This window comes from Streptomyces sp. Y20, from assembly GCF_043195475.1.
Classification (GTDB): domain Bacteria; phylum Actinomycetota; class Actinomycetes; order Streptomycetales; family Streptomycetaceae; genus Streptomyces.
Genome location: NZ_JBIDDP010000003.1, coordinates 502,983 through 519,410 on the forward strand (window position 1 = coordinate 502,983; position 16,428 = coordinate 519,410).

Sequence of the window (16,428 nt, forward strand, 5' to 3'; positions counted from 1 at the left end):
CGGAACCGCAGACGGTCCGAGCCACGAGGGGGGGAGGCTCGGACCGTCATCAAGGCCTGCTCGGCATGCCGCCCCAGGCCCGGGCTCCCCGGCTCAGTCCGCGGACTCGTCCAAAGCGCGCAGGACGTCGGCCACGAGGTCCTCGGGGTCCTCGGCGCCGACGGACATCCGGATGAAGCCGTCCGGGACCGCGTCCCCGCCCCAGCGGCGGCGGCGCTCGGCCGTGGACCGCACCCCGCCGAAGCTGGTCGCGTCCTCCACCAGGCGCAGGGCTTGGAGGAAACGCTCGGCACGCGCGCGCGTGGGCAGCGTGAAGGAGACGACACAGCCGTAACGGCGCATCTGCTGCGCGGCTATCTTGTGCGAGGGGTCGTCGGGCAGCCCCGGGTAGCGCAGGCCGGAGATCTCGGGCCGCTGCCGCAGGGCCTCGGCGACGGCGAGCGCGGTGGCGTTCTGCCGGTCGACACGCATCTGGAGCGTGGCGATGGACCGGTGCGCGAGCCAGGCCTCCATCGGCCCCGAGATGGCCCCGACGATCTTGCGCCAGCGGCGTACGGCGGCCATCGCCTGGGAGTCCCGGCCGGTGACGTAGCCCAGCAGGACATCACCGTGGCCGGTCAGCTGCTTGGTGCCGCTGGCCACGGAGAAATCGGCGCCCAGTTCCAGCGGGCGCTGCCCGAGCGGGGTGGCGAGGGTGTTGTCGACGGCCACCAGAGCGCCACGCGCGTGTGCCGCCTCCGCGAGCCGCCGGATGTCGCAGACGTCGAGCCCCGGATTCGACGGGGACTCGATCCACAGCAGCCGGGCGCCGTCGAGCACGTCCAGCTGCGCGTCGCCGCCGGTCGGCGCGGTGCGCACCTCGACGCCGTACGCCTCCAGCTGGGCGCCCACCAGCGGCAGCACCTGGTAGCCGTCGGACGGCAGCACGACCGCGTCGCCCGCGCGCAACTGGGAGAACAGCACTGCGGAGATCGCCGCCATGCCGGAGGCGAACACCAGGGTCTCGACATCCTCCCGCCCGGGCGCCTCCAGCTCACCGACCGCGCGCTCCAGCAGCGTCCAGGTCGGATTGTCGTCACGGCCGTACGCGTACGGTCCCGTCACCTCGCCCGGCAGATGGAAGTGGGCCGCGAACACCGGGCCGGGCAAGGTCGGCTCGTGCTTGACCGGCTCGGGCAGCCCGGCCCGCACCGCGCGCGTGCCGTCCCCGGTACGGTCTTCGTCCTTCGTGGCGTCGCTCATGCGGCCCGTCCCTCCAGCTCTTCTCGTACGGCGGCGAGCAGCCCCGTGCTCGCCGCCTCCACCATTTCAAGACACCGCTCGAAGCCGTCCCGGTGTCCGTAGTACGGATCGGGTACGTCGAGGTCGTCGCCGGCGGCGGGATCGTACGAGCGGAGCAGGCGCACCTTGCGCGCCTCCGCCCCGGTCGGCGCCAGGCGGCGCAGGGTCCCGAGGTGACCGGAGTCGAGGGCGATCACGAGGTCGAGACGGGCGAACCACGACGGCTCGAACCGACGGGCGACGTGCTCGCCGCCGTAACCGTGCTCCTCCAGGACCGAGACGGTGCGCGGGTCGGCGTGCTCGCCCTCGTGCCAGCCGTCGGTGCCGGCGCTGTCGACCACCACCAGACCCTCGAGCCCGGCCTCCGCCACGCGCGCGCGGAAGACGGACTCGGCCATCGGGGAGCGGCAGATGTTGCCGGTGCACACGAAGCAGACGCGGTAGGTCATGGCGGACTCAGTCCTCGTCGGGCAGGACGACGTGCAGCGCCCAGGAGACGAGCGAGATGATCAGGCCGCCGAGCACGGCCGCCCAGAAGCCCTGCACGTGGAAGCTCAGGTCGAGCTTGCCGCACAGCCAGGAGGTCAGCAGCAGCATCAGCGCGTTGACGACCAGGGTGATCAGGCCGAGGGTCAGGATGAACAGCGGCAGGGTGAGCAGCTTCACAACCGGCTTGACCAGCCAGTTCACCAGACCGAAGATCAGCGCGACGACGATCAGCGTGCCGGCCTTCTCGGCGGTGTTGTCACCCGTGAGGGTGATCTTGTCGAGCAGCCACACGGCGACCGCCAGGGCGCCCGCGTTGGCGATCGTCTTGACTACGAAATTCTTCATGTGTCTGATCGTGGCAGACCTTGCGGTCGGCGAGCAGGGCCCGTGAACAGTGAGCGAAGGCGACGGCGATGAAGTCATTCCGGCTGGACGAACTGGAGGCGGAGCGCGCCGCCCACGAGGGTGCCTACCTCCAGTTCCTGCGCGAGCGGAACATGTCGGTCGGCCTGTACGCCCTCGACGCGGGTGAGCGCGACCCGCAGAAGCCCCACCACCAGGACGAGGTGTACTTCGTCGTCAGCGGCCGGGCGTCGATCACGGTCGGTCCCGAGACGACGGAGGTGGCGCGGGGCAGCATCGTGTACGTGCCGGCCGGGGTGCCGCACAGGTTCCACCACATCAGCGAGGACCTCAGGGTTCTCGTCGTGTTCTCTCCGCCCGAGGCGTGAGCCCGGATCCCGGACTCCCTAGGGGACGGATCAGGGGAGGACAAGGGGTGCGTGGTCCCCGTGCGGCCCCTTCGCGGCCCTAGCATCGGGTGCAGGACATCAACAGCGCACGAAACACGAAGGACGAGGACGATGCGGGAGATTTTCGCGGGTATGCCGTGGTGGGTGAAGTGGGTCGCGGTGCCGGTCATCGCCCTGGTCGTGTTCGGCGGCCTGATAGCGACCGTCGTCGGGTTCGTGATCGGCCTGCTGTTCAAGGCGCTGGTCTTCGTCGCCCTGGTGGGCGGACTGATCTACGTCGTGCGCAAGTTCGCGGCGAGCTCCTCGTCGCGCAGCGACTGGTGAGACCGAGGGGGCCCGACGGCCGGTGACGGGGCCGACGGTTCCCTCGGGGGAGGGAAGTTTCCGCAGGAGCCGTCTGCACGCGGTGGCCGACGGTTAGAGTCCGGAACTCCCCACGGGATCCGGCCCCGTGGGTGGCGCAGACCCCCCTCCGTGCTCTTCCCCGCACGGGCTGCCCCTCGCGCTACGGGAGTACCCCTTGGCCACGGTCGACACCGCACCGGCAGAACCCGGCGCACCCCCCGTCCCACCGCGCTCGTGCGCGCCGCCCCTTCAGCGACCGGCCCCCCTGGCCGTCCCCGGCCGGCCCTCGGCCGCCGCCCCGGGACCGCCGGCCGGCGCGACGCTCATCGGATCCGTCCAGCGCGCCATGCGCCTGCTCGAGGCCGTCGCCGCCCGGCCCTACGGCGCCCCCGCCAAACAGCTCGCCCGGGAGACGGGCCTAGCGCTGCCCACGACGTACCACCTGCTGCGCACCCTCGTGCACGAGGGCTATCTGTACCGCGAGAAGGGACTGTTCTTCCTCGGTGATGCCGCCGCGCGGCTCGCGAGCAGCGGAGCACAGCAGAAGCGTCGCAGCTCGGTGGCGAACACGCTCGCGCACTGGCGTGATTCGATCGGTGTACCGGTGTACTACGCGATGTACCGGGACGGCGAGATCGACGTGATGTGCGTCTCCGACTCCCGCGAGGCGCCCGCAGTGGAGGAGTGGGCCGACTTCCGCGAGACCGGCCACGCCCACGCCATCGGACAGTGCCTGCTGTCCCAGCTGGACGAGGACGCCCGGCGCGACCACCTCGCCCGTTACCCGGCCGAGCCCCTCACGCCGTACACCGTGCGGGACCACGGCGCGCTGCTGCGGCGACTGGCCCGCACCCGGCGCATGGAGCTGACGGTGGAGCGTCAGGAGTACGCGCTCGGGACGGTCTGCGCGGCGGTCCCCATCACGGTCGGCACGACCGCGGCCACCATGGCCATCTCCCTGCCCGCCCAGCGGGCCGACCGGCTGCTGCCCGCCGCCCGCCGGCTCCAGGCGGAGATCGGGCGGCATGTCGGCTCGCTCACGCTCTCTATCAGCATGTGAAAACTTACTCCTTGTGATCTATCGCATACTTTCAGCAAGATTTGCCCATGGCTAGAGGGATCAATCCCGGCCAGTCGATGTCATATGACGGGGTAGGCGATGCGCGAGTCCGTACAGGCAGAAGTCATGATGAGCTTTCTCGTGTCGGAGGAGCTCTCCTTCCGCATCCCGGTGGAGTTGCGTTACGAGACCTGTGATCCGTACGCGGTGCGGCTCACCTTTCACCTCCCCGGCGACGCCCCGGTGACCTGGGCCTTCGGGCGCGAGCTGCTGATCGACGGGGTCGGGCGGCCCTGCGGGGAGGGTGATGTGCGCATTGCTCCCGCCGATTCCGAGGTGCTGGGCGAAGTGCTGATCCGGCTTCAGGTGGGCGGGGACCAAGCGCTGTTCCGTTCGTCCGCGCCGCCGCTGGTGGCCTTCCTCGACCGGACGGACAAGCTCGTGCCGCTCGGTCAGGAGGGTGCGCTGGCGGACTTCGACGCTCATCTCGACGAGGCGCTGGACCGCATCCTGGCCGAGGAACAGAGCGCCGGCTGAAGCGTCACGGTACGAGGCGCCGACGCACCGTCATCTCGTCGGCGTCCGTGCAGGAACGCTTCTGCAACCGGTGGAAGGCACCAGCGCCCCACCCGCCCCCGCGTTCACCGCTTCCGGCGCCGGCCCCGGCCGCCGCGCGCCGGTGCGGGACGCCCCCCGCCCGGAGCCGGGGCAGCCGCTCCCGGCCGGTCGGCCGAGACCACCAGCGCGGCCAGCACGGTGGTGACCGGCACCGAGGCGACCAGGCCGATCGAGCCGACCAGCGTGCGCACGATCTCCTCAGCCACCAGTTCGCTGTCGGCCACGGTCCCCACGCTGCTCTGCGCGATCGAGAACAGCAGCAGTAGCGGCAGCGCGGCGCCGGCGTAGGCGAGTACCAGGGTGTTGACCACGGAGGCGATGTGATCGCGGCCGATACGGATGGCCGCCCGGTACAGCCCCCGCCAGCCCATCGCCGGGTTCGCCTCGTGCAGCTCCCAGACCGCCGACGTCTGCGTCACCGTCACGTCGTCCAGGACGCCGAGCGAGCCGATGATGACACCGGCCAGCAGCAGACCACTCATGTCGATCGACGGATACAGGCCGTGGATCAGACCGGTGTTGTCATCCGTGTTGCCGGTCAGCGCGGACCAGCCGATGAACAGTGAGCCGAGCAAGCCGATCAGTGACAGGGAGATCAGCGTGCCGAGCACCGCCACCGACGTACGGGCGGAGAGGCCATGGCACATGTACAGCGCGATCAGCATGATGGCGCTCGCTCCCACCACGGCCACGACCAGCGGATCGGAGCCCTGGAGGATGGCGGGCAGGATGAACAGGGTCAGCACGAGGAAGCTCACCGCCAGGGCGACCAGGGCCATGAGACCGCGCAGCCGGCCGACCACGACGACGGCCACGGCGAAGATCCCCGCGAGCAACGCCATGGGCAACGTCCGGTTCACATCGGTCACCGAGTACTGGAGGTTCTTCGGTGCCGAAGGCTCGTAGGCGACGACTACCTTCTCGTCCCGGTGCAACTGCCGCGTCTGGTCCGGCTGCACGATCTCGGTGAACACACGGCCTGTGTCCTCGCCGGTGTCGACGCGGACGGTCGCCTTCTTGCAGGTCTTCCCGACCTCCTGTTTCGCGGGGGCGCCGCCGGTGGCGGAGGGGGCGCCGGCCGGGGCGCCGCTCGATGCGTTCACCGATGCACAGCTGACCTCGGTGACCCGGATGACCGTGGCCTGCTGGGTCTGCCGGTCGAATCCGACGCCGGTGCGCGAGTGGGACGGGGCTCCGCCGGGCCAGAGCACCGCGAGACCGACGACGACCGCCACGGTGAAAGGAATCAGGATCGCCGCGATCACCTTCCGCAGATGCTGGGAGACCGGCGCGGCGGGGCCGTGGCCGTGTCCGTGACCGTGGTGCCCGCCCGCACCGCTTCCGTGGCCGTGTCCGTGACCGTGGTGCCCGCCCGCACCGGTTCGGCGGCCAAGCGCGTTGTCCTGTCCCTCACCGTCCCGGCTGGGCGGATCGGGCGGCTGATGGGGGTACTGCTCCATCCTGGTCACCGCCCGATCATCGCAAGAACGGTGGGGGCCCACTGTTCACCGCGCCCCCCATGCCGCTAGCGTGGAGGCACCTTTGCACACGCGGGAGCTCGGAGCACCGGGCTGAGAGGGCGCTGACCTCCGTAGACGCGATGTTTCACGTGGAACCAGCAGGTCTCACGCAGGACATCGGCACACGGACATCGCTGCGTCGACCGCCGAACCTGTTACCGGGTAATGCCGGCGTAGGGAGTAGGTCCGATGACCAACAAGGACGCACGCACGCCTGCCTCCGTTCGGGACGAGAAGTCCGACGAGGCCGGGAAGTCCATCGGCTGGCACAAGGCGTACGTCGAGGGGTCGCGCCCCGACCTGCGCGTGCCGGTCCGTCAGGTGCACCTCACCAACGGGGAGTCGGTCACGCTGTACGACACGTCGGGGCCGTACACCGATCCGCTCGCCGACACGGACGTCCGCAGGGGGCTGTCACCGCTGCGGGAGAACTGGATCGTCGCCCGCGGTGACACCGAGGAGTACGCGGGTCGTCCCGTCCGTCCCGAGGACGACGGGCTCCGGCACACCTCGCCACGCGGCGGGCTGCGCAACCTGGACGCGGTCTTCCCCGGGCGCCCGCGCCAGCCGCGGCGGGGCCGGAGCGGGCGGCCGGTGACGCAGCTCGCGTATGCCCGACGGGGCGAGATCACGCCGGAGATGGAGTTCGTGGCCATCCGGGAGAACGTCTCTCCCGAGGTGGTCCGCGAGGAGATCGCGGCGGGCCGGGCCGTGCTGCCGGCCAACGTCAACCACCCGGAGATCGAGCCGATGATCATCGGCAAGCGGTTCCTGGTGAAGGTGAACGCCAACATCGGCAACTCCGCGGTGACGTCCTCCATCGAGGAGGAGGTCGAGAAGATGACCTGGGCGACCCGCTGGGGCGCCGACACGGTCATGGACCTCTCGACCGGCCGCAACATCCACACCACCCGTGAGTGGGTGCTGCGCAACTCCCCCGTCCCCATCGGCACGGTGCCGCTCTACCAGGCCCTGGAGAAGGTCGACGGCCGGGCCGAGGAACTGACCTGGGAGATCTACAAGGACACCGTCATCGAGCAGGCCGAGCAGGGCGTGGACTACATGACCGTCCACGCGGGCGTCCGGCTGCCGTACGTCCCGCTCACCGCCAACCGCAAGACGGGCATCGTCTCGCGCGGCGGTTCGATCATGGCCGCGTGGTGCCTGGCGCACCACAAGGAGTCGTTCCTGTACGAGAACTTCGAAGAGCTGTGCGAGATCCTCGCCACTTACGACGTCACGTACTCGCTGGGCGACGGGCTCAGGCCCGGCTCGATCGCGGACGCCAACGACGAGGCGCAGTTCGCCGAACTGAGGACGCTCGGGGAACTCAACCGTGTCGCCAGGCGTTTCCAGGTACAGACGATGATCGAGGGCCCCGGGCACGTCCCGATGCACAAGATCAAGGAGAACATCGACCTTCAGCAGGAGATCTGTGATGAAGCTCCGTTCTATACGCTCGGCCCGCTGACCACGGACATCGCGCCGGCGTACGACCACATCACCTCCGGCATCGGTGCCGCGATGATCGCCTGGTGGGGCACGGCGATGCTCTGCTACGTCACGCCCAAGGAGCACCTGGGCCTGCCCAACCGGGACGACGTCAAGACCGGTGTCATCACCTACAAGATCGCCGCGCACGCGGCCGACCTGGCCAAGGGGCACCCGGGCGCTCAGGAGTGGGACGACGCGCTGTCGGACGCCCGTTTCGAGTTCCGGTGGGAGGACCAGTTCAACCTCGCCCTGGACCCGGACACGGCACGGGAGTTCCACGACGAGACCCTGCCCGCGGAACCCGCCAAGACGGCCCACTTCTGTTCCATGTGCGGGCCGAAGTTCTGCAGCATGAAGATCTCGCAGGACATCCGGCGCGAGCACGGTGGCGACCGGGCCGAGATCGAGCAGGGCATGGCCCAGAAGTCACAGGAGTTCGCGGCGGCGGGCAACCGGGTGTACCTGCCGGTCGTCGACTGAAAGGCGCGCTGAACTCGCCGCGCCGGCCGGGCCCTTGCGGGGGCGGCCGACGCGGCGGGCCGCACTCGTCCGGCGCACGGGGCCGGACTGCCGCGGGTGCCGTCAGTCGGGCTGGTGCTCCGGGCCGCCGTAGTCCGGGCTCGTGTAGTCGGGGCTGGTGAAACTGGGGCGGCCGCGCACGGTGCCGTCGTCCCCGGGGCTGCTGAAGCCGGGACGGTCGTAGCCCAGGCGCGGGATGCGGCCGGTCGTCGGCGCCGGCGGGGCCGTAGGGCGCACGGCGGGCGGACCCGGTTCCGTGAGCGCCTCCCGCAGGAACGGCAGGATGCCGCGCTCCAGCAGCGCCTTCCGCCACGCCTCTCTGGCCCTGGCCAGTTCCTCGTGCGCCGCCTCCTGGGCCCGGGCCTCCGCCGAGGTGCTGTTACGCAGGGCGGTGAGCAGCAGCCCGACGGCGGCGACGAGGATCCCGGCCGCCGTCAGAGCACCGAACACCCAGCCGGTGGTGAGCATGGTCCGGGCGAAGGTCTGCCCGGGATCCAGCACCTTCAGGAGGTAGCCGACGAGCAGGAAGAGGACGGCCGCGGTTCCGGAGAGGAGGGGAGCGAGGACGGCGATGACGGCGACGGCGCCCGCGCCGGTGCTTTCGGCGGCCTCCCCGAGGGCGGTGGCGAGGTCCGTGGTGTCCGGGCCCGGTTCCACCGCGCCGGGGCCGCCGGCGGAGGGCTGGACGGACAACGCCGGGTGACGCAGTTCGTCGCGGACCTTGACGTAGTGCTGGTACTCGGCCGCCGCGGCTGCCGTGATCAGGGCGCTGGCGCTTCGTGCCATGGTGCGCAGTTGTTCGGGATCGAGCCGCTGACCCACAGCGGCCAGTTCCGGACGGTCGGGTGCGGAGCGCAGCGCCTCATCGAGGAGCCGCTCGAAATCCTGGCGGTCCTCGTTCTGAAGGTGCTGCGGAACGCTGTTCATGTGCATCCCCCGGTGCTCCGTAGGGCTGGGGCTCGCACGCCGGCGAGCCGTCGGGCAGAAACGGAGGGGAGCCTGCTACGGATAAGCCGATGGTAGAGCCGGCACGGCGCGCGGTGACAGAGGTTACCGGAAATTGCGTTCCGGCCTGCGCTTTCGCGGCCGGGCGAGCCGTGCCCGCGGAACGGTCAGCCGCTCAGGGGAAGTTGCTGGACGAGTAGCTTTCCGGCCATGGTCACTCCGCCGTCCATGGCGATGGCGAGGCCGTCGGCGTACACGTGCGGTCCCTCGACGGCCGGGCCGGCGCCGTCCTCGCCCTCCTCGGAACCGACCTCACCGAGAAGGTAGGGAATCGGGCTGTGCCCGTGAACCACCCGGGCGCCGCCGTACGTATCGAGGAGGGAGCGTACGGCGTCGGCGCCGCCCTCGTCACGGAAGGAGAAGCGCTTGGTGAACTTGCGGAACAGATCCCAGACCTCGTCCGCGTCGTTGCGGGTCAGGGCCTCGCGGATGGTGTCGTTCACCGCCTCGATCGAGTCGCCGTAGTCGAGGTAGGCGGTGGTGTCGGAGTGGATGAGCAGATAGCCGTCGACCTCCTCGACGGCGTCGAGGCGGGCCATCCACTGCAGGTGGTGGTCCTGGAGGCGGTCCATGTCGGTCTTCTGGCCGCCGTTCAGCAGCCAGGCCGCCTGGAAGGTGGCGGTTCCCGCACCGGAGTTGACGGGGGTGTCGCCGAACCGTTTGGCGCCGAGCAGCAGCAGTTCGTGGTTGCCCATGAGGGCCTTGCAGTAGCCGCCGGCCGCGGCGGCCTCGGCGGACAGCCGCATGACGAGATCGATGACGCCGATGCCGTCGGGGCCGCGGTCGGTGAAGTCGCCGAGGAACCACAGCCGGGAGGTGCCGGCGCACCACTGGCCCGAGGCGTCGACCAGGCCCTGCGCCTGCAGGGCGGTCATCAGTTCGTCGAGGTAGCCGTGGACGTCACCGACGACGTAGAGCGGTCCGGGACCGGAGACGGGCTGGGGTACCGGGGCGGCGGCGGCCGGCTCGACGGGGACCTGGAGGGTGTCACCGGGGCCGATGACCGGCAGGTCGCGCTGGGTGGGGGTGTAACCCTCCGGGTACGCCTCGTCGGCGGGCGGTTCGGCGTCGCCCGGGTGGATGCCGTGGACGTACGGAGCGGTGTCATGGACGTACGCGGGTACCCGGAAATCGCGTAGCGTCGCCGTCCGCTCCACCTCGGGTCCCTGACCGGCCCCCTGAGTCATCAGACCCCTCCACCATCGCGCCGCATCTGCACCGCTTCGGACTGCCTGGTCGCAGCGGTCCGCGGTGTCGTGGGCCCATCATAGGAATGCGCGTAGCGCCATGTGATGACCCAGGGGTGGTGAATCGGAACAAGACTCCGGTTCGCCGCGGCTTTCGCCCCGTTTGGGCAGGTGTTCGGCAGGCTGTCGGGCGACCGGAGCGCCGGCCGGGCACGCGTCCGCCGGCCCGGACCCCGTCGGGGTGCCCCGGGCTCCCGGTCCCCCCTGGCGCCCGCGGTGCCGCTCCGGCGTCACGTGTCGTCGGGGGTACGGGGCGGGCTGATCGTCGTGCGCGGCGGACGTCGCTGGGACGAGGTGCGCACGATCAGCTCGGTCGGTATCACCTGCTCGACCGGCCGGTCTCCCTGGACACCCTCGATGGCGTCGATGAGCAGTTGCACGACCGCCGTGCCGATGCGGCGGGGTTTCAGGGAGAGCGTGGTGATGGGCGGTTCGGTGCCGGCGTAGACCGCCGACTCGCTGCAACACACCACCAGCAGGTCCTCGGGGACGCGCAGCCCGTAGCGGCGGGCGGCGGCGAGCAGATCGGTGCCGTTGGGGTCGAACAGGCCGTAGACGGCGTCGGGGCGGTCGGGGCGGGCGAGCAGCCGGTCGGCGGCGACGGTGCCCGCGCACGGGTCGTGCGCGGGGTAGGCCTCGTAGACCGGTTCCTGGCCGACCCGTTCGCACCAGCGCAGGTAGGCGGAGGTCGACAGGTGGGTGTACGTGTCCGTCGAGGTGCCGGTGAGCAGGCCGATGCGGCGGGCGCCGGAGGCGGCGAGGTGGTCCAGGATGTCGAGTACGGCGGCGGCGTGGTCGTTGTCGACCCAGGCGGTGACGGGGAGCGCGCCGGCCGGGCGGCCGTCGGAGACGACGGGCAGTCCCTGCCGCACCAGTTCGCTGACCACGGGATCCTGGTCGGAGGGGTCGATGACGATCGTGCCGTCGAGGGCGACGTTGGACCAGACGTCGTGCCGTGACGTCGCGGGCAGGATGACCAGGGCGTAGCCGCGGGCGAGCGCGGCCGAGGTGGCGGCCCGGGCCATCTCGGCGAAGTAGGCGAACTCCGTGAAGGTGAAAGGTTCATCCCCGTACGTCGTCACGGTCAGGCCGATCAGCCCGGACTTGCCGGTACGGAGGGTGCGTGCGGCGGCCGAGGGGCGGTACCCCAGCCGGTCGGCGACCTCGCGGACATGGCGGCGGGTGGCGTCGGGCAGCCTGCCCTTGCCGTTGAGGGCGTCGGAGACGGTCGTGATGGAGACCCCGGCTGCTGCGGCGACGTCTCTGATGCCGGCCCGACCGGGCCGGTTGCCTCGACGCGAGGTTTCCGCGCGGCTCACCTGGTGCTTCCCTGCTGCTGTCATGGCGAGCCGATAGTAGGGCTCATGCGGTGGGGTGGTGCGGACGCATATGCACGCGTTGACAGGCACGTTTCTGCATGGTCATACGGAGTCAACTCCCTTGGAAACCCAGGTAGTTGTCTAATTCAATGGTACGACGTGACGTGTCGACGCGGATGAACCTGCCGAGGGTCCGATGTCTCGAAGAGGTCTCAACTCACCTTCACGGGGGACGCGCGCCACGGCGCGAGCCATGGGCGCGTAGATATATGTACGGCGCGCCCCCCGAAACGCACGCCTTCGTACGGTGATGCCCGGGATGCCGCCGGGCCCGGCGGGGTTCGTCCTGTTCGCGGGGCCGCGCTCGCACACATGCGCGTCCCGCGCCTGTACGCAGGGGCGCCGAATCCTCTTAAGGTGAGGAGTATGGGAAGCCGGCGGCGTCGATGGTCCGCCGGTGGTCGCGAGGAGGACTGCGGTGAGCGAGACGAACCCCAAGCTGCGCGCCGAGCTGGAGGGGATCCCCACCTACAAGCCGGGCAAGCCGGCGGCGACCGGCGGACCGGTCGCCTACAAGCTGTCCTCCAACGAGAATCCGTACCCGCCGCTGCCCGGTGTGCTGGAGAGCGTGACCGCGGCGGCCTCCACCTTCAACCGCTACCCGGACATGGCCTGCACCGGGCTGGTGAACGAGCTGTCGGACCGCTTCGGCGTCCCGCTCTCCCACCTGGCCACCGGAACCGGCTCGGTCGGGGTCGCCCAGCAGCTGGTGCAGGCCACCAGCGGGCCGGGTGACGAGGTGATCTACGCCTGGCGGTCGTTCGAGGCGTACCCGATCATCGCGCAGATCAGCGGTGCCCGGTCGGTGCAGGTACCGCTGACGCCGGGTGATGTGCACGACCTGGACGCGATGGCGGACGCGATCACCGACCGGACCCGGCTGATCTTCGTCTGCAACCCCAACAACCCGACCGGCACGGTGGTACGGCGGGCCGAGCTGGAGCGGTTCCTCGACCGGGTGCCCGGTGACGTACTGGTGGTGCTGGACGAGGCCTACCGCGAGTTCATCCGGGACCCCGAGGTGCCCGACGGTGTCGAGCTGTACCGGGAGCGGCCCAATGTCTGCGTCCTGCGCACGTTCTCCAAGGCGTACGGGCTCGCCGGGCTGCGCGTCGGTTTCGCGATCGCCCATGAGCCGGTGGCGGCCGCGCTGCGCAAGACGGCGGTGCCGTTCGGCGTGAGCCAGCTCGCGCAGGAGGCGGCGGTCGCCTCGCTGCGGGCCGAGGACGAGCTGCTGGGCCGGGTCGGCTCGCTCGTGTGTGAGCGCACTCGCGTGGTCGACGCGCTGCGGGACCAGGGCTGGACGGTGCCCGAGACGCAGGCCAATTTCGTGTGGCTGCGGCTGGGGGAGAGTACGGTCGCCTTCGCCCGGGCCTGTGAGCAGCACGGTGTGGTGGTGCGGCCGTTCCCGGGCGAGGGTGTGCGAGTGACGGTCGGGGAGACCGAGGCGAACGACATCTTCCTGAAGGCCGCGGAGGCGTTCCGCGGGGAGCTGTAGCCCACCCGCCGTTCTCTGCTCCTCGATCAGCTCCACACGGACGGGGGCGCCGTTCCGTACGGTCGCCAGGGCGCCGGCGTCCCCGTCCACGCCGCCGGGGACGGTGCGTGGGCTCGCGAGGCGGCCCCCCGGAACTCACTCCGGGGGATCCTCAGCCCTGTGAGATCGGCGGGGGGCCGTAGGGCAGGGTGAGCGCGTCGCCGTCCGTCCGGGCGGCGACCGTGCCCGGTGCCACGATCGGCCGGGCGTCCGTTTCACGTGAAACAGAGACGCCTGTGTCGAAATACACATCCTCACCCCATGTGTGCGCGATCGAAGCGACCGCAGTGCCTTCGAGAGGGCCTTGGTGGGTGGCGTGCTTGCGTCGAGGCTCGCGGTGATGTTGCCCGCGGGCCAGAAGATGCGTATCTGCACGACAGCGACTCCCACAACGTGTTGAAGTCGCTGCCAAGGTTCTGACGTGGAGGCGGAGGGTGGACCCCCCTTCGACAGTCGAAATCAAGTGCGTGCATAATGGCTTGTGAATGTGAACGCGTTCACAAGCGCGTCCCGATTGCTCCGGTATGCAGCTGACAAGCGGGGCAAATCGCCGCTGTACCACGGCGTAGTAAGGAGAGTGACGACGTGGACCTGGCTCTGGCGCCGGAGACACTGGCGCGCTGGCAGTTCGGCATCACCACCGTCTACCACTTCCTGTTCGTCCCGCTGACGATCTCCCTGGCCGCCCTCACGGCCGGGCTCCAGACGGCCTGGGTGCGCACGGAGAAGGAGAAGTACCTCAGGGCGACGAAGTTCTGGGGCAAGCTCTTCCTGATCAACATCGCGATGGGCGTGGTCACCGGCATCGTGCAGGAGTTCCAGTTCGGCATGAACTGGTCGGACTACTCGCGGTTCGTCGGTGACATCTTCGGTGCTCCACTGGCCTTCGAGGCACTGATCGCCTTCTTCTTCGAGTCCACCTTCATCGGCCTGTGGATCTTCGGCTGGGACAAGCTGCCGCAGAAGATCCACCTGGCCTGCATCTGGATGGTCTCGATCGGAACGGTGCTGTCGGCGTACTTCATCCTCGCGGCCAACTCCTGGATGCAGCACCCCGTCGGCTACCGGATCGACAAGGCGAAGGGGCGGGCGGAGCTGACCGACTTCTGGGCCGTGCTGACCCAGAACACCGCCCTCAGCCAGGCCTTCCACACCCTGTCCGCCGCCTTCCTCACCGGTGGCGCCTTCATGGTGGGCATCTCCGCCTACCACCTGGCCCGCAAGAAGCACATCCGCGAGATGAAGACCTCGCTACGGCTGGGCCTGATCACCGTGGTCGTCGCCGGTCTGCTCACGTCGGTCAGCGGTGACGTGCTGGGCAAGGTCATGTTCAAGCAGCAGCCGATGAAGATGGCCGCCGCCGAGGCGCTGTGGGACGGCCAGAAGCCGGCGCCGTTCTCGATCTTCGCCTACGGTGACGTCGACAAGGGCCACAACACCGTGGCCGTGGAGATACCCGGCCTGCTGTCCTTCCTCGCCGACGACAACTTCACCTCGTACGTCCCCGGCATCAACGACGTCAACAAGGCCGAGCAGCAGAAGTTCGGGCCCGGTGACTACCGGCCCAACATCCCGGTCGCCTTCTGGGGCTTCCGCTGGATGATCGGTTTCGGCATGGCCTCCTTCGCGATCGGCCTGGCCGGGCTCTGGCTGACGCGCAAGAAGTTCATGCTGGCGCAGCACCTCCGGGTCGGCGACGACGAGGTGCCCCACCTGGTGCTGTTCAGGGACAAGGCCCTGGGACCGAAGCTCACCGCCTGGTACTGGCGCATCGCGGTGTGGACCCTGGCCTTCCCGCTGATCGCCAACTCCTGGGGCTGGATCTTCACCGAGATGGGCCGCCAGCCGTGGGCCGTCTACGGCGTCCTGCAGACCCGGAACGCGGTCTCCCCCGGTGTCTCGCAGGGCGAGGTCCTCCTCTCGATGACCGTCTTCACCGCGCTGTACGCGATCCTCGCCGTCGTCGAGGTGAAACTGCTCGCGAAGTACGTCAAGGCCGGCCCGCCCAAGCTGACCGAGGCCGACCTCAACCCGCCCACGAAGATCGGCGGCGACACCCGTGACGCCGACAAGCCGATGGCCTTCTCGTACTAGGCCGAGGGAACAGTCATGGAACTTCACGACGTCTGGTTCGTCCTGATCGCCGTCCTGTGGACCGGCTACTTCTTCCTGGAGGGCTTCGACTTCGGAGTCGGGATCCTCACCAGGCTGCTGGCGCGTGACCGGGCCGAGCGCCGGGTACTGATCAACACCATCGGGCCCGTCTGGGACGGCAACGAGGTGTGGCTGCTCACCGCGGGCGGCGCGACCTTCGCCGCGTTCCCGGAGTGGTACGCCACCCTCTTCTCCGGCTTCTACCTGCCCCTGCTCCTCGTCCTGGTCTGTTTGATCGTCCGGGGCGTCGCCTTCGAGTACCGGGCCAAGCGCCCGGAGGAGAACTGGCAGCGCAACTGGGAGACGGCGATCTTCTGGACCTCGCTGCTCCCGGCGTTCCTGTGGGGTGTCGCGTTCGGGAACATCGTCGGGGGCGTGCGGATCGACCGTGACTTCGAGTACGTCGGCAGCGTCTGGGACCTGCTCAACCCCCACGCCCTGCTCGGCGGCCTGGTGACGCTCACGCTGTTCACCTTCCACGGGGCGGTGTTCACCGCGCTCAAGACCGTCGGCGACATCCGGGTGCGGGCGCGGAGGCTGGCCCGGTGGGTCGGTCTCGTCACGGCCGTCACGGCACTGGCGTTCCTGCTGTGGACACAGGCCGACAGCGGTGACGGCAAGAGCCTGGTGGCCCTGATCGTGGCGGTGGCCGCCCTGGTGGCCGCCCTCATGGCCAATCAGCTCGGGCGCGAGGGATGGGCGTTCGCACTGTCCGGCATCACCATCGTGGCTACCGTGGCGATGCTCTTCCTGTCGCTCTTCCCGAACGTCATGCCGTCCACCCTCGACAGCGACTGGAGCCTGACGGTCACCAACGCCTCGTCGAGCCCGTACACGCTGAAGATCATGACGTGGTGTGCGGCGATCGCCACACCGATCGTCCTGCTCTACCAGGGCTGGACCTACTGGGTGTTCCGCAAGCGGATCGGCACCCAGCACATCGCAGCCGACGCCGCTGCCGGCACCGCGCACTGAGTCCGCCGAGGGTGTGTTCCACATGGAACACACCCTCAGGACCGAAGGGCCTG

Annotated in this window: 16 protein-coding genes and 1 riboswitch; of the genes, 8 read left to right on the forward strand and 8 right to left on the reverse strand. The window is 69.8% G+C overall.

Translation table 11 applies throughout. From position 1 onward, the window contains the following. Positions 1-93: 93 nt before the first annotated feature. Genes ACGFT1_RS10605 through ACGFT1_RS10615 form a run of 3 tightly spaced genes read right to left on the reverse strand, consistent with a single transcriptional unit; the run spans position 94 to position 2,115 of the window. Positions 94-1,242 (reverse strand): cystathionine gamma-lyase, encoded by a 1,149-nt coding sequence (locus ACGFT1_RS10605; protein ID WP_373908623.1) that lies wholly within the window; start codon positions 1,240-1,242, stop codon positions 94-96. Continuing rightward, complete coding sequence (locus ACGFT1_RS10610; protein WP_373908624.1) at positions 1,239-1,730, reverse strand: low molecular weight protein-tyrosine-phosphatase; 492 nt, start codon at positions 1,728-1,730, stop codon at positions 1,239-1,241. Before ACGFT1_RS10610 ends, ACGFT1_RS10605 begins: the two co-directional genes overlap by 4 nt. Positions 1,731-1,737: 7 nt before the next feature. After that, on the reverse strand, positions 1,738-2,115 hold the full coding sequence (locus ACGFT1_RS10615) for a phage holin family protein (protein ID WP_373908625.1): 378 nt from the start codon (positions 2,113-2,115) through the stop codon (positions 1,738-1,740). Between the two features lie 68 nt (positions 2,116-2,183). Between ACGFT1_RS10615 and ACGFT1_RS10620 the strand changes: the two genes are divergently transcribed. The 4 genes from ACGFT1_RS10620 to ACGFT1_RS10635 all read left to right on the forward strand — a co-directional run bounded on the left by ACGFT1_RS10620 (position 2,184) and on the right by ACGFT1_RS10635 (position 4,464). Further along, a complete protein-coding gene (locus ACGFT1_RS10620; protein WP_373908626.1) occupies positions 2,184-2,501 on the forward strand; it encodes a cupin domain-containing protein in 318 nt (105 codons plus the stop codon). Positions 2,502-2,633: 132 nt separating this feature from the next. Then, complete coding sequence (locus tag ACGFT1_RS10625) at positions 2,634-2,846, forward strand: DUF5326 family protein (protein ID WP_373908627.1); 213 nt, start codon at positions 2,634-2,636, stop codon at positions 2,844-2,846. A 196-nt stretch (positions 2,847-3,042) separates the two neighbouring features. Then, positions 3,043-3,927, forward strand: coding sequence for an IclR family transcriptional regulator (locus ACGFT1_RS10630; RefSeq protein ID WP_373908628.1), 885 nt, complete (start codon positions 3,043-3,045; stop codon positions 3,925-3,927). Between the two features lie 99 nt (positions 3,928-4,026). After that, the gene (locus ACGFT1_RS10635) at positions 4,027-4,464 is read left to right on the forward strand and encodes an SsgA family sporulation/cell division regulator (protein WP_356819159.1); all 438 of its coding nucleotides are present in this window, start codon (positions 4,027-4,029) and stop codon (positions 4,462-4,464) included. 104 nt (positions 4,465-4,568) lie between these two features. On the opposite strand, the gene ACGFT1_RS10640 is transcribed toward ACGFT1_RS10635, so the two are convergent. Then, entirely contained in the window at positions 4,569-6,005 is a 1,437-nt protein-coding gene (locus ACGFT1_RS10640) for a YibE/F family protein (RefSeq protein ID WP_373908764.1), read from the reverse strand. Positions 6,006-6,085: 80 nt separating this feature from the next. Next, positions 6,086-6,262: riboswitch (TPP riboswitch) on the forward strand. Between ACGFT1_RS10640 and thiC the strand changes: the two genes are divergently transcribed. Beyond that, positions 6,255-8,039 (forward strand): phosphomethylpyrimidine synthase ThiC, encoded by a 1,785-nt coding sequence (thiC, locus tag ACGFT1_RS10645; protein ID WP_373908629.1) that lies wholly within the window; start codon positions 6,255-6,257, stop codon positions 8,037-8,039. (Overlaps the previous riboswitch by 8 nt.) Positions 8,040-8,141: 102 nt before the next feature. Here thiC and ACGFT1_RS10650 read toward each other — a convergent pair whose 3' ends face one another. The 3 genes from ACGFT1_RS10650 to ACGFT1_RS10660 form a co-directional block, all read right to left on the reverse strand. Then, the gene (locus ACGFT1_RS10650) at positions 8,142-9,011 is read right to left on the reverse strand and encodes a hypothetical protein (RefSeq protein ID WP_373908630.1); all 870 of its coding nucleotides are present in this window, start codon (positions 9,009-9,011) and stop codon (positions 8,142-8,144) included. A gap of 179 nt (positions 9,012-9,190) precedes the next feature. Further along, entirely contained in the window at positions 9,191-10,270 is a 1,080-nt protein-coding gene (locus ACGFT1_RS10655; RefSeq protein ID WP_373908631.1) for a metallophosphoesterase, read from the reverse strand. Between the two features lie 290 nt (positions 10,271-10,560). Beyond that, complete coding sequence (locus ACGFT1_RS10660) at positions 10,561-11,673, reverse strand: LacI family DNA-binding transcriptional regulator (protein ID WP_373908632.1); 1,113 nt, start codon at positions 11,671-11,673, stop codon at positions 10,561-10,563. Positions 11,674-12,127: 454 nt separating this feature from the next. Here ACGFT1_RS10660 and hisC point away from each other — a divergent pair, with 454 nt between their 5' ends. Beyond that, positions 12,128-13,207 carry a histidinol-phosphate transaminase gene (gene hisC / locus ACGFT1_RS10665; RefSeq protein ID WP_373908633.1) on the forward strand — a complete coding sequence of 360 codons (1,080 nt, stop codon included), beginning with the start codon at positions 12,128-12,130 and terminating at the stop codon, positions 13,205-13,207. A gap of 151 nt (positions 13,208-13,358) precedes the next feature. On the opposite strand, the gene ACGFT1_RS10670 is transcribed toward hisC, so the two are convergent. After that, positions 13,359-13,859 (reverse strand): cyclophilin-like family protein, encoded by a 501-nt coding sequence (locus ACGFT1_RS10670; protein ID WP_373908634.1) that lies wholly within the window; start codon positions 13,857-13,859, stop codon positions 13,359-13,361. Between ACGFT1_RS10670 and ACGFT1_RS10675 the strand changes: the two genes are divergently transcribed. Continuing rightward, positions 13,832-15,340 (forward strand): cytochrome ubiquinol oxidase subunit I, encoded by a 1,509-nt coding sequence (locus tag ACGFT1_RS10675; protein ID WP_373908635.1) that lies wholly within the window; start codon positions 13,832-13,834, stop codon positions 15,338-15,340. The two genes, ACGFT1_RS10670 and ACGFT1_RS10675, sit on opposite strands and share 28 nt — an antisense overlap. Before the next feature lie 15 nt (positions 15,341-15,355). Beyond that, positions 15,356-16,375: a cytochrome d ubiquinol oxidase subunit II gene (gene cydB, locus ACGFT1_RS10680; RefSeq protein WP_373908636.1), complete on the forward strand. Its 1,020-nt coding sequence runs from the start codon at positions 15,356-15,358 to the stop codon at positions 16,373-16,375. The last annotated feature ends 53 nt before the right edge of the window (positions 16,376-16,428 follow it).